This is a genomic window from Bacteroidota bacterium, assembly GCA_016213405.1.
Taxonomy (GTDB): domain Bacteria; phylum Bacteroidota; class Bacteroidia; order Palsa-948; family Palsa-948; genus Palsa-948.
In genome coordinates this window covers 58,069-71,486 of sequence record JACRAM010000057.1, presented here as the reverse complement: position 1 = coordinate 71,486, position 13,418 = coordinate 58,069, and the positions used below count along the sequence as shown (strand labels likewise).

General features: G+C 38.8%; 12 protein-coding genes. 5 read left to right on the top strand and 7 right to left on the bottom strand.

Going from position 1 to position 13,418, the window contains the following annotated elements; all coding sequences use genetic code 11:
- Positions 1-47 precede the first annotated feature (47 nt).
- Positions 48-563, bottom strand: a complete 516-nt coding sequence (locus HY841_06870) for a hypothetical protein (protein ID MBI4930466.1) — start codon at positions 561-563, stop codon at positions 48-50.
- A 73-nt stretch (positions 564-636) separates the two neighbouring features.
- Between HY841_06870 and HY841_06865 the strand changes: the two genes are divergently transcribed.
- Positions 637-1,257, top strand: a complete 621-nt coding sequence (locus tag HY841_06865) for a rhomboid family intramembrane serine protease (GenBank protein MBI4930465.1) — start codon at positions 637-639, stop codon at positions 1,255-1,257.
- A gap of 42 nt (positions 1,258-1,299) precedes the next feature.
- Here HY841_06865 and HY841_06860 read toward each other — a convergent pair whose 3' ends face one another.
- The 5 genes from HY841_06860 to gldF all read right to left on the bottom strand — a co-directional run bounded on the left by HY841_06860 (position 1,300) and on the right by gldF (position 7,456).
- On the bottom strand, positions 1,300-2,658 hold the full coding sequence (locus tag HY841_06860; GenBank protein ID MBI4930464.1) for a T9SS type A sorting domain-containing protein: 1,359 nt from the start codon (positions 2,656-2,658) through the stop codon (positions 1,300-1,302).
- 101 nt (positions 2,659-2,759) lie between these two features.
- On the bottom strand, positions 2,760-3,878 hold the full coding sequence (gene dnaN / locus HY841_06855) for a DNA polymerase III subunit beta (protein ID MBI4930463.1): 1,119 nt from the start codon (positions 3,876-3,878) through the stop codon (positions 2,760-2,762).
- Between the two features lie 100 nt (positions 3,879-3,978).
- The gene (locus tag HY841_06850; GenBank protein ID MBI4930462.1) at positions 3,979-5,049 is read right to left on the bottom strand and encodes a hypothetical protein; all 1,071 of its coding nucleotides are present in this window, start codon (positions 5,047-5,049) and stop codon (positions 3,979-3,981) included.
- A gap of 2 nt (positions 5,050-5,051) precedes the next feature.
- Positions 5,052-6,725, bottom strand: coding sequence for a gliding motility-associated ABC transporter substrate-binding protein GldG (gene gldG / locus HY841_06845; GenBank protein ID MBI4930461.1), 1,674 nt, complete (start codon positions 6,723-6,725; stop codon positions 5,052-5,054).
- Positions 6,725-7,456: a gliding motility-associated ABC transporter permease subunit GldF gene (gldF, locus tag HY841_06840; protein ID MBI4930460.1), complete on the bottom strand. Its 732-nt coding sequence runs from the start codon at positions 7,454-7,456 to the stop codon at positions 6,725-6,727. The genes gldG and gldF overlap by 1 nt, the downstream gene beginning before the upstream one ends.
- A gap of 73 nt (positions 7,457-7,529) precedes the next feature.
- Here gldF and HY841_06835 point away from each other — a divergent pair, with 73 nt between their 5' ends.
- The gene (locus HY841_06835) at positions 7,530-8,120 is read left to right on the top strand and encodes a DUF479 domain-containing protein (GenBank protein MBI4930459.1); all 591 of its coding nucleotides are present in this window, start codon (positions 7,530-7,532) and stop codon (positions 8,118-8,120) included.
- Between the two features lie 6 nt (positions 8,121-8,126).
- Here the strand turns inward: HY841_06835 and aroC are convergent, their stop codons facing one another.
- A complete protein-coding gene (aroC, locus tag HY841_06830; GenBank protein ID MBI4930458.1) occupies positions 8,127-9,218 on the bottom strand; it encodes a chorismate synthase in 1,092 nt (363 codons plus the stop codon).
- A 53-nt stretch (positions 9,219-9,271) separates the two neighbouring features.
- Here aroC and HY841_06825 point away from each other — a divergent pair, with 53 nt between their 5' ends.
- The 3 genes from HY841_06825 to ftcD are packed head-to-tail and all read left to right on the top strand — an operon-like array spanning position 9,272 to position 13,413.
- Positions 9,272-10,513 (top strand): imidazolonepropionase, encoded by a 1,242-nt coding sequence (locus HY841_06825; GenBank protein ID MBI4930457.1) that lies wholly within the window; start codon positions 9,272-9,274, stop codon positions 10,511-10,513.
- Positions 10,510-11,766, top strand: a complete 1,257-nt coding sequence (locus HY841_06820) for a hypothetical protein (GenBank protein MBI4930456.1) — start codon at positions 10,510-10,512, stop codon at positions 11,764-11,766. The genes HY841_06825 and HY841_06820 overlap by 4 nt, the downstream gene beginning before the upstream one ends.
- Positions 11,767-11,778: 12 nt before the next feature.
- Positions 11,779-13,413: a glutamate formimidoyltransferase gene (gene ftcD, locus HY841_06815; protein MBI4930455.1), complete on the top strand. Its 1,635-nt coding sequence runs from the start codon at positions 11,779-11,781 to the stop codon at positions 13,411-13,413.
- Positions 13,414-13,418: the final 5 nt, after the last annotated feature.

Below are 13,418 nucleotides of genomic sequence, written 5' to 3'. Positions count from 1 at the left end.
TGAATATGTTCTTCCGAATTTTCGGAGAACGGTTGAATTTGCCGGAACTAAACAATAGAAACTTCGGGAGGAAGAGAAACGGTAGAGGAGATGTAAGATGTAAAATGGCAGATGGCAGATGGAAATTCAAATGCGGCAGATGAAATCACAGTCATTTTGTTTTGATGAAAGAATAAATCCTTCACAGGTTTTTTGCCGTTTTGTTTTTTCTCAGAAGATGATTTTGAATCTGAATTATTCTTCACTTGTTTGTCAAGTCCTGCGAGGAGTGTGGTTTCTTTCTGGTCATGCTTGCAATGAAAGGTAATATAATCACCATCAAAAGATTCACCGCTCACATCATACATTTCTCCATTGAATGAAATTTCTTTGCCGTTATCTTTTAAAAGTATGTTTTTGAGTTCTGATTTGTGAATCCGCAATGTCTCAAGAGAAGTATTCTGAAACAAACTGCTTTGTATTTCATTTCTATTCTGTGAATCCATCGCAAGAAACAGAATATAATATCCCACTATGCTGAAGAGGAAGAGTGAAAGAAGTGCTATGGATACAATTCGTTTCATAGGTCAAATGTAAACAATCTGACTCAATGTCATAACTTCGCAATTGGAACGGTCATTGACTAAAACCGGACTTATGGACAATTCTGAAAAACAAAAAATATTCCGAAGCATACTTTATCCTGTGTTATTCGTTGCTCTATTATGGGCAGTAAAGTTGGCTGAAATTATTTTTAACACAGACTTTATCCTGTTTGGATTGTATCCACGCGCATACAGCGGGCTTATCGGCATTTTAACATGTCCATTAGTCCATAGTTCATTCAATCATCTTTCTTCCAACAGTATTCCGCTTCTTGTTCTCGGAGGAATGACCTTTTATTTTTACCGCCCTATTGCTTTTTCAGTTTTCTTCTGGGTGTATCTTATGAGCGGTATATGGCTATGGGCGGCTGGAAGAGAAGCCTATCACATTGGCGCAAGCGGATTGGTATACGGCTTCGCTTCATTTCTTTTCTTCAGTGGGATTTTCAGAAAAGAAAGATCATTAATGGTGCTTTCGCTTCTGGTAGTTTTTCTCTATGGAAGTTTAGTGTGGGGAATTTTTCCGATTCATCGCGAGATTTCATGGGAATCACATTTGCTCGGCTCGCTGGCAGGAATCATCACCGCATTTTATTTTCGCAAAGAAGGCCCGCAGGCAAAAAAATTTGAGTGGAATGAGGAGGAAGAGGATAACGGAGAATGGAAGATATAAAATAAAAACCAAGCGCCCTCCGGCTTACCAGAAAGTGGGCAATCAGAAGATAAGTTTAAAAACTGAAGAATAGCTTTCTCTTTCTACACGCAGGAAATATATTCCTGAATTTACTCCAAGAGAATTTTTGCTAATAGATATAGAAGGAGATTTATTTTCTATTTCAGAAATCTTTTCCCCAAGTGAATTCCAGATTTCAATTTTTATTTTTTCATTCCCGGAAAAATTCAACATATAGTTCCCTGTTGAGGCGTCAAACAAAAGAGTTGGTTTTTCATTAGCCATTTCAGCAACAGATGTTGGGCTGCAATTCGTAATATTCAGAAATTCATAGTAGGCAAGTTTTCTGTCAGCAGCAGAAAAATTTCCCCAATAATACATTCCCCAGTAATAACCGGGCCAGTCGCGGATTGTAAAAAATGTTGCAAGACCAATTCGTGTATCGTTCAGCAAAAGATTAAATGCATTTTTCAAATTATCTGCTTGTCCTTGTTCGGTTATTGTTAATGATTCCCAGCCAAATTCAGAAATCCAGATTTGTTTATTTGTGACTCCTTCCCAGTTTGTAATGGCACTGTACATCGCATTGATGTTTGCCGACATTGCATTTACAACTGTTGCTGAATCATTGGTTCCCTGCGCGCAATAAATATGCATTCCGATTCCATCCAGCGGATAACTTCCTGTTTGCGCGTGCGTCCAGTCCCATGCCCAGATATTTTTTCCGTAATTGTAGGTGTCATTCAGATAAGAAGAACCGTCATTTAAATCAAAAGTGAAAAGCGGACCGGAAATTAAATTTACCTGCCATAGTGGATCCGTTGCATGTCCGTTGAAATATTTTGTGTTGAGATAAATATCCTGAAGCATTAATGCAAACCATTTCGCGCAGACAACAGAAGTCCAGCCGTTGTCCCAGTTGTTTGGCTCGTTATAAGATTCAAATGAGCGAATACGGTCTTTAAATTTATCCACCACGCTAACAAAATTGTAAACATAATCCTGCTCCCATTGAGATGCCTGAGCGGAATCAGCTTGTGTGTCACTCGGGTAATTAATAAGAAAATCTCCTATGGCATTGTATGAAATCTGTGCGCCAATTAAACCGTAAATAGTTATTCCGCGGTTTATCAGGCTGTCTACAATTTCATCGTATGTCTGTTTCCATGTTTTTCCGTTGTGTAGAGTAACGTCATCGGGAGAATTCCACGGACCGAGAATAAAATTCAAACGAACATTTGGCGTGCAGGTATTTGCTATCACACCGTAGTTCACATAAATCTGCCCTGTCAAGTTATCGATGGGCTGACCGATGTCTAAGCAAATTTGAGATTGAGCAAATGCAGGAGGAAAAAAAGAGAATTGAGAAATGAGAAGCAAAAAAAGAAAATGTTTTTTCATTCCATAGAGAAATTAATATGTAAACGTAAGTAATAGATTAAGAAAGTCAAAATATTTTTTAACTCAATCTTGGAAATTCGATGCAAAGCAGAATACAAAAATTAGTTATTGAGCATCACCGGCATCACCAGCATGAGGATGTCCTCCTCTTTGTTTCCGTTCTTTGCCGGAATCATCACTCCCGCGCGGTTCGGACTGCTCATTTCAAATTGCACTTCTTCGCTGTCCATGTTGCTGAGCATTTCGGCAAGAAATTTTGAGTTAAAGCCTATTTCCATATCCTCTCCTTTATAATTGCAGGTGAGGCGCTCGCTGGCTTCGTTGGAGAAATCCAAATCTTCCGCTGAAACATTTAGCTCGCTTCCTTTTACTTTCAGCCGAACCTGGTGAGTTGTTTTATTAGCGAAGATGGAAACTCTGCGAATGGAATTCAAAAAAGCTTCACGGTCCACTATAAGTTTATTTGGATTTTCTTTCGGAATCACGGCATCATAGTTTGGATATTTACCATCAATGAGGCGGGAAATCAGATGAGAATTTCCGAAAGAGAAAGAAACATTCGTGTTGTTGTATTCCACTTTCACTTTTCCATCTCCTGCTAAAACATTTTTAAGAAGCGTGAGCGGCTTTCTGGGAATAATGTATGAACTTGCTTTTTTTGATTTCGCATCACTGCGTTTGTAACGTACCAATTTATGCGCGTCTGTAGAAACAAACGTGATTCCGTTTGATTCCAATTGTACAAACACACCGCACATCACCGGGCGGAGTTCGTCATTTCCCACTGCAAATAATGTTTTGCTGATGGCTTTGTTCAGCGTATCGGCTTCCATTTCAAAAGAAGAAGGAGATTCTATTTCCGCAATCTTCGGAAAATCTTCTCCGTCATGACCGGTGAGTTTGTATTTTCCGTAGTCAGAGGAAATTTCTATGGCGAATTTTTTCTTATCAATAGTGAATGTCAATGGCTGTTCCGGAAAGGTTTTTAATGTATCCAAAAGCAATCGTGCAGGAACCGCAATCGTTCCTGAATCTTTTGATTCAACAGGAAGCGAGGCAGTCATGGTTGTTTCCAGATCGGAAGCAGAAATTTTTAATTCTCCTTTATTTATCTGAAAAAGAAAATTATCAAGAATGGGAAGCGCGTTGCTGGTGCTGAGCACTCCGCTGAGCGCAGAAAGCTGTTTTAATAATGCTGAACTGGAGACGATGAATTTCATTTTTGTTATAAATTATTTGTTAGGTTGAATGGGGAACGAAAGTAATTAATAAGGATAAAAAAATTACCTCCTGAGAGCATACTTTTACACAACTTCTTCACTATTTCTTAACACCAATTGCTTTGTCGGACGAAACGGGAGTTTTGAAGTAGGAAATGCCAATAAAAAGTTTTCCAAAGACATAATATTGAATGAGCGCAAAATCTTTATCGTCATTGATTAATACAAACATGCGCTCAAGGTCTTCGACTATCGGCTTGCCGGTAACTTCATCAATTTGCCCGGGATTATCCGGTTGTTTTGAAAATGTTTTCACAACATGAATTTTACCTTTCCGGTCTTTAAGTTTGATAATGTGCACCGGTCCTTTTGCAATAACTGAATCTTTAAAAGAATCACGCAACTGATTTTTCAAAGCATCATACTGGATGTTTGAGTAGTAGGTAATATAGCGTTTTGCTTTGAGGGTATCGAAGCTGGGAAGATTGGCACCCTTGCTGTCTGCGATTGAAATTTCATTTTTATCAGAAAAATAAATAGTGAAGGATGAATCCCTGTAGCGGGTATACTCAACGGATATGGATGAAATCTGATCCGGGTAAAAAGAAAAGATGCTTCTGTCACGCCACAAATCTTCATCCATAAAGTATCTCACGGAAAGAAATCCGTTGAAGCCGGGAATGAACATTACAAAAGGCAGGGTAGAGTTTTCTCCGGTCTCCGCGTCAACAAGAAGCATGAATGTGCCGAGTCCGTCCTGCGTGTCGCTTCCCACATAATACGTCTTTATTAAATTTTCTCCGTTATAAATCTCAATTTTGGTTGAGGAGGTTGCCATCTGTTTGGAAATATTTTCAATAGCGCTTTTAGCCACCGGGTTTCTCACCTGCAAGTCTTTTATGCAGGTAAGAAGATTTTTCACTGCTTCGGTTCTCGCTTTAAATTTCCCGTTCACTTTCCACTCGCCCGGTTTTTCTTTCTCAATTGTAATTTGTTTTCCACCTGTGTTTGCCATGTAAATTTTAGAGATAGAAGCAGTATCGGCTACTGCGAAATCAAAGAGTTCCTTGCGGATGGTTCCTTTGCCATTGTGTGAAATCATCCAGAAAGACAGAGATGAAAGGATAATCACCATTACTGCAGCAACGCGAATTCTTCTTTTTGATTTCATATTTAATTTGCAAATTTTCTTTTACGGATAATTGCCTGAACAATTCCAAAAACAATCACAAGAAGAAGAGGCACTGCGGTATTCATCGTCTGCCATTTGAATTTTTCTTCTGTAACTTTTTTCCTGTCCATCATTCTTAATTTTATTTCGCGTGAGCGTACTTCCAGCAATCCTGAATCATCGCAAAGATAATTAACTGCATTCAGGATGAAATTTTTATTTCCATACGTTTGCTTGGAATAAATATCATACCCCAAGGGATAAGCCCTGCCAGAGGAATGTTGAACGGCATTTTTTATCACATCGCCATCTGCCACTACAATCATTTTAGTGGGAGAACTTTTTTCCCTGAATTTTATTTCCGGAATGGAATCAATTCCCGGCAGAGGGTGATTTTTATATAGCGATTCAAATTCACCTTCCAGCAGAACGGCAACGGTTTTATATGCCTGATTAAAAAATCTGACATCGGGTTCCTTGAAAATAGTTCGGATGTCGATTCTCGCAGGAGCATTCTGAACATTTGTGTATTTTGAAGTTGATAGTAAAAATGTTTTCTTAATTCCTGAAACGCTAACCGTATCAACAGTGCTTGTAAATTCTCCTTTCACAAGATTGATGTTATTCACAATCGGATGATTATTGCTTTGGGCAAGCAACGGAAAATGAAACCAGGATAACAGTTGGTATTTATTGTTCACAGGAACCGGTATAACACCAGAGCGCATGTCCATCACAAGGTTTGCATTGATGCGCGCACCGTATTTGAAGAGCTGGCTTTCGAGATTAAGGGGCATGGCAAGCGCGAACGTTTCCGGAGATCGGGTCAAACTATCCATGCTGGCATAGGTGCCATCCACCAGCCAAAGTACTTTTCCGCCTTGCATGATGAACTGGTCAATGATGAATTTGTTCTGCTCTGAGAAAACCGAATCAGGCTTCGCAATGATAATGGTCTGCAGTTTATTTATTTCTTCTATATTTTTAATTTTTCCTTCAAGTTTAATTCTGCTCATGGTGTAATAATCGGCAAGAGATGTAGTAATGTCTGCCACATCGGTTGAGTCTAATTCTCCATGCCCTTCCGTAAAAGCTATTTTTTCTTTTACATTTATGGTTAACTTTCGGATGGCAGAAATGAGTTCATACTCCAGCGATTGGATGGAATTATTAAGCTGTAAATCACTCGGGGTGCCTATTTGCTCTTTGAAGAGCTGCACCGGAAATTCCCGCGTGCGATAAGTTGCGAGCGCAGCGGGGAAAATTGTCTGCTGAGTCATTCCCGCCTTTTCATTCAATTGAATATCGGTTGGCACAAGACCTTTCTGCATCAACTGGCGGATAATGTCATCCTGTTTTTTCTTCTCGTTGCTTTCGAGAGGGTTTATGAACTGATACTCGATGTTTCCGTGTGAGTACACTCGCATTTCGTCCAGCATTTCTTTTGTAGAAGTTTTCAGACGGTCAAATGCTGCGGGCAAATCTCCGTCTAAATAAACTTTAAAATAAATAATGTCATCCAGTTTTCCGAGCATTGCTTTGGTGGCGGGAGAAAGCGTGTAGCGTTTGTCGGAAGTTAAATCAAAGCGGGAAAAGAAAAATGTAGCAATGAAATTCACGAGCACTATAATGGCGATGCTCAGGAACAATTGAATTATGTCTTTTCGTTTTTTCATTACCACTTTCGGCTTTCAAGAGTTGTTTTCGTGAGTAAAATAAAAATCCCGATTATGCTTAGATAATAAATCACATCGCGCGTATCAATTACCCCGCGGCTCATGGATGTATAATGGTCGTTGATACCTAGCGAGAGAATAAAATCATCCACCTTTCCGAACAAATCAAGCATGCTGATGTATTCAAAACCGATGTAGAGAAAAAAGCAAAGAAACACTGCGAGAATGAATGCAACGATTTGGTTATCGGATAGCGAGGAAGCAAAAATTCCTATAGCAGAGAAAGCAGAAGCCAGAAAAAACAACCCGATGTAAGAGCCCCATGTTCCGCCTGAATCAATATTGCCGACAGGATTTCCGAGTTTGTAAATCGTGTAGTAATAAATGAGAGTAGGAAGCAAAGAAACAAGTACCAGTGTAACGCTTGCGAAATATTTTGCGAGGATGATTTGCAAGTCGGTGAGAGGTTTTGTTAAAAGAAATTCTATCGTACCCGCTTTTTTTTCATCTGCAAATGAACGCATGGTGATGGCAGGAATCAGGAAAAGAAAAACCCATGGAGCGAGGGAGAAAAGTGCGTCAAGTCCTGCGTATCCGTTGTTGAGAATGTTTGAATCCGTTGGAAGTATCCACAAAAACAATCCGATGAGTAAAAGAAAAACGCAGATGGCAATATAGCCGATGAGGGAACTCAGGAAAGCGCGAATTTCTTTTTTGAAAAGCGTAAGCATAATTCTTTGCGAATATAAAGTAATATGTAATATTTAAGATTTAATATTTGTTAAATGGTACATTCGTAGAGTTATGAACTTCCTCGCGCATTTATATCTCTCCGGCAACGATGAGCAACTGATGATCGGCAACTTCATTGCTGATTCGGTGAAGGGAAGTGCTTATCAGAAGTTTCCTGATGGAATCAAAAAAGGAATCCTGCTTCATCGAGCTATTGATTATTATTCTGACAATCATCCTGTATTTTTAAAAAGTGTTGAGCGGCTGCGCCCCAACTACAGGAAGTACGCAGGCGTTATCGTGGATATTTTTTATGACCACTTCCTTGCAAAGAACTGGATGGATTATTCCGGCAAACCGCTGGAGCAATACGCAGACGAAGTTCATTCGCTGATGTTAAAAAATGTTTTTCATTTTCCTGAAAAGTCGTTGATGTTTCTGAAATACGCTTTCAGGACCAATTTGTTTGTTTCGTATGCAAGCATTGAGGGAATAGGGGATGCGCTTTATGGAATGAGCAGGAGAACTACTTTCAAATCAAATATGGAATTTGCCTCGGAGGATTTGAAAAAGTATTATTCCGAATTCGAAAATGAATTCAATCAGTTTTTGCCTCAAGCGAAAGAATTTGTAAAAAGTTGGCTAATAAATAAATCCTTCTGAATCAGTTTACATCTGTGTGCATCTGTGCCTTAGCAAATGGTCAGCCAGAACCAGAGCGCACATCGCCTCCACAATCGACACCGCACGGGGAAGAACGCAAGGGTCATGCCGACCTTTTCCCATCAACTCCACTTCTTCTCCTTTTGAATTCACTGTCATTTGCTTTTGCATAATTGTTGCAACAGGTTTGAACGCTACTGTGAAAAAAATATCTTCTCCGTTGGAAATTCCTCCTTGAATTCCTCCTGAGAAATTTGTTTTGGTTCTTATATTCGTCATTCGTAATTTGTCATTCGTAATTTGAAATTGGTCATTGTGCTCGCTTCCTTTCATCTTCACGCCTTCAAATCCGCTTCCTATTTCAAAACCTTTCACTGCGTTAATGCCAAGCATTGCTTTTCCTAACTCTGCGTTAAGTTTGTCAAAGATGGGTTCGCCCAAACCAACCGGAATATTTTGCGCGATGCAGGAAATTACTCCACCAATCGTATCGCCATCTTTTCTCACCTGCTCAATTTTTTTAATCATCGTGTCGGCAATCAACTCATCGGGACAACGCACTGCGTTGGAATCTGTCTTAGATAAATCAAGCGTGTGATAATCTTTCAAAAGTTTTATATCTCCAACTTGCGAAGTGTAAGCAGAAATTTTAATTCCTGACTTATTAAGAAGAAGTTTTGCAATCGCTCCTCCAACAACACTTGAAACAGTAGCACGTGCCGATGCTCTTCCTCCGCCTTTGTGATCGCGGATGCCGTATTTTTTATCGTAGGTAAAATCTGCGTGTGAAGGACGATACGCATCAATCAGATGATCGTAGTCTAGAGGTTTTTGATTTTCGTTTTTGATGATGAAGCCAATAGGAGTTCCTGTGGTCTTGCCCTCAAAAATTCCAGAGAGGAATTCTACTTTGTCGCCTTCTTTCCGCTGCGAAACAATGTTGGATTGTCCCGGTCTTCTGCGGTCAAGTTCGGATTGAATAAAATCCAAATCAATTGCTAACCCGGCAGGACAGCCATCAATCACACCGCCCAACGCAACTCCGTGCGATTCTCCAAAAGTGGTAAGTGAAAATATTTTGCCGAGGGTGTTTGACATGGAAGCAAAAATACACAATCCCTTCTATTTATTAACTTCGCCTTCAATCTGCTATGAAGATTTTAATAAAAAATATAAAATCACTCGTTCAAGTTCGCGAAAGCGGAATTAAAAAAGTTTCTGGCGTTGAGATGAAAAAACTTCCTTGTCTTGAAAACGCATGGCTGGCAATTAAAGATGATAAGATTGCAGATTTTGGCGAAATGAAAGATTTTCCCGGCATTACTGACTGGAGCAGTCTGCAGGTGATTGACGCAACCGACAAACTCGTTTTTCCCTGCTGGTGCGATTCACACACGCACATTGTTTTTGCCGGCTCGCGCGAAAAAGAATTTGTGGACAGGATAAATGGTTTGAGTTATGAAGAAATTGCAAAACGTGGTGGAGGAATTCTGAACTCCGCAAAAAAACTTAATGAAGCTTCGGAAGAAGAATTGATTCAATCCGCTTTGAAACGGCTGAATGAAATCATGATGACCGGAACTAGTGCAGTGGAAATCAAAAGCGGTTACGGACTTTCTCTTGAATCGGAATTGAAAATGCTGCGCGTGATAAAAAAACTGAAAACACTTTCCCCGCTCACCATTAAAGCAACTTTTTTAGGTGCACATGCAGTTCCATCAGGCACGACAAAAGAAAAATATATTGATGCAATTATAAATGAAATGCTTCCGCAGATCGCAGAAGAAAAACTGGCTGACTATTGCGATGTGTTCTGCGAGAAAGATTATTTTATGAAAGAAGACACGATAAAAATTCTTACAGCTGCAAATAAATTCGGACTGAAAGGAAAAGTTCATGCGGAACAGTTGAGCCACAGCGGTGGAGTTGAGGCAGGAGTTGAATGCGGTGGTATTTCAGTTGATCATCTTGAATTTGTGAATGACAATGATATTTCTCTTCTGAAAAAATCCGAAACTATGCCAACCATTCTTCCGGGTGCGCAGTATTTTCTCTGCCTGCAATATCCGCCTGCACGCAAAATGATTGACGCTGGTTTGCCTCTTGCTATTGCTTCTGATTACAATCCTGGCTCATCTCCAAGCGGAAATATGAACTTTATGGTTGCTCATGCCTGCGTTCATTATAAACTCACGCCTGAAGAAGCGATTAATGCAGCAACAATAAATTCCGCTTTCGCAATGAATTTATCCGCAACACACGGAAGCATTGCCATAGGAAAGCAGGCGAATATTTTCATTACCAAAGAAATTCCTGACTATTCATTCATTCCATATTCTTTTGCGAATGATTTAATTGGCATTGTTATCCTTAATGGAAAAATCCAAACATGAGATTCACTCTAATCATTTTATTATTAACAGCGATAAAAATTATTTTTAGTTTATTGATTAAGCAGGATATTTTTCTTTACGAAGACCATGATATTGCAGTTAATCTTTTAAAAACAGGTAATTTTTTTTATGATTGTGATGGCGCTCGTCATTACAGTTTTCAGTTTCCTATTTACCCATTCATGTTATTTATGATTTATAAGATCAGCAATATCAACCTGTTCTGTGTTATTCTGTATCATATTTTTCTTAACATGCTTACTGCGTTTATGCTGCCATGTGTATTTCAGAAATGGCTGGGTGTCTTTAATTTGAATGAAAGTTTAAAAAAATATTCAGGCACTATTGTGAAAATATCTGTACTTATTTTTCTCCTACATCCCATTATTAATTATTACATTTTTTTAAAAATCCATCCATTCATTGAAAATCTTTTCTTTTTTACTCTTTTAAATTTTCTGATGTTCAGATTTTTAGAAAAAAATAATTTTCAAAATCTTTTTTTGTATGCAATTGCATTTGGTTTTGCCGTAATGGATAGAACTACGCTTGCAATTTCTATTCTGCCTTTTCTGATTCTCAGTAAAAATCGTTTTGGTTTTTTGCGCTTGACTCGAAATACATTTATTCTTTTCTTAGTGACAGGTTTTGTCAATGCTCCCTGGTTGATAAGAAATTTTCACAAGGATAATATTGTTGGATTTGCTTCATCTGGCAGGGATTTATGGAAAGGATCAATTCCTGATTCAGAAGGCAGTAATTATTTGAACTCAGGTTTGAATTATTACAGTGCGCTGTCAACAAAAGACGTGAACTATATTGGCACTCTTACTCCAGCTGGTCAAAATGATTTTTTTATTAATAAGTTTGTTAAAAATGTTAAAGAAAACCCATCTGGTTATTTGAAACTTTATTTGCTTAAGTTGAAGAATTTTTGGATGTTCAGAAAACTGATTGGGAATGAATACCCATTTTTCATTCAGCAGTTCATTCCTTTTTATAAATTTTTCTTTTTGACTATCTTGATTCTTGCATTTACATCTTGCTTTTTTATTAGAAAAACATGGATCCTGATGACCATGCCTGTAGCATTGTCACTTTTTCATGCTTTTTTTTATGTTGAAACAAGACACCGATTACTTATTGAACCGTTGTTGATTTTTTTAGCACTTATTTCAGCAGCAAAATTATATTCTTTATTTAAAAAATCCAATTACAATACACTGAGAAAATTTATAGTTAGTTTTGCATAATATTTTTTCACTATGAAACAACTTATTGAATGTGTTCCCAATTTTTCCGAAGGAAATGATTTGTCCATCATCAAGCAAATCACTGACGAGATTAAAAAAGTGGAAGGTGCAAAACTTCTGAATGTTGATCCGGGCAAAACAACGAATAGAACGGTGGTGACTTTTGTCGGAGCACCCGATGTCTGCGTTGAAGCATGTTTCAACGCCATCAAAAAAGCAGGAGAACTCATTGACATGAGCAAGCACAAAGGTGAGCATCCCCGCATGGGTGCAACAGATGTTTGCCCGTTCATTCCCATTTTCGGAATTTCTATGGAAGAGACTGCGAAGTTCGCGCAGATACTTGCCGAGCGTGTAGGAAAAGAATTGAAGATTCCTGTTTATTTATATGAACATGCTCAAAAGAATCCTGCCCGAAAAAATCTTGCTATCATCCGCGAAGGAGAGTACGAAGGATTTTTTAAAAAGATTAAAAAAACAGAATGGAAACCTGATTTTGGTCCGGCAGAATATGATCCAAAACGAGGAGCAATTGTAATTGGCGCAAGAGAATTTTTAGTTGCGTACAATGTGAATCTGAATACGACTTCTATTCGCAGAGCAAATTCTGTTGCATTTGATGTTCGTGAGGCAGGAAGAAAAGTAAATGATGTAGTTCATCCTGGCACATGTAAAGCTGTGAAAGGAATCGGCTGGTACATTGCGGAATACGGAATCGCTCAGGTAAGCATGAATCTCACCAACATCAACATCACTCCTGTTCACGTTGCGTTTGATGAATGCGTAAAAAGCGCAAACAATCGGGGAATGCGTGTGACTGGTTCTGAACTTGTAGGATTAATTCCATTGCAATCATTACTTGATGCAGGAAAATATTTTCTGAAAAAACAAAATCGTTCTGTCGGTATTTCAGAAAAAGAATTAATAAAGATTGCTGTGAAGTCACTCGGGTTAGATGAACTCAAACCTTTCAAACCGGAAGAACGAATAATCGAATATCAACTCACAGACAAAAACAAAATGAATTTAATCGGAATGTCTCTCAGCGATTTCGCTGATGAAACGGCAAGTGAAAGTCCTGCCCCGGGCGGTGGAAGCATTTCAGCATACATCGGTGCGCTTGGAATTTCCCTCGGAACAATGGTGGCGAATCTTTCTTCACACAAGAAAGGCTGGGACGAGCAGTGGGAAGAATTTTCAAAATGGGCTGAGAAAGGGCAGAAAGTAAAAGATGAACTTTTGAAACTAGTAGATGAAGATACAAATGCTTTCAATAAAATCATGAGCGCATTCAGTTTGCCGAGAGCCAGTGCAGAAGAAAAGAAAGCGAGAGAAAAGGAAATTCAATCTGCAACGAAATACGCAACTGAAGTTCCTTTCAGTGTAATGAAGTTGTGCTATGAGTCAATGGAAATCATTGAAGCAATGGTGCGATATGGAAATCCTAATTCTATTTCTGACGCAGGAGTGGGAGCACTCTGTGTTAGAAGCGCGGTGCTGGGTGCTTACCTCAACGTGAAAATCAATGCAAAAGGTTTATCGGACAAGAATTTTGCGCGAAGTATTGTACAGAAAGGCAAAAGAATTGAAGATAATGCGAAAAAAATGGAAATAAAAATTCTTGCCATTATCAGAGCGAAAATCTGAAACTA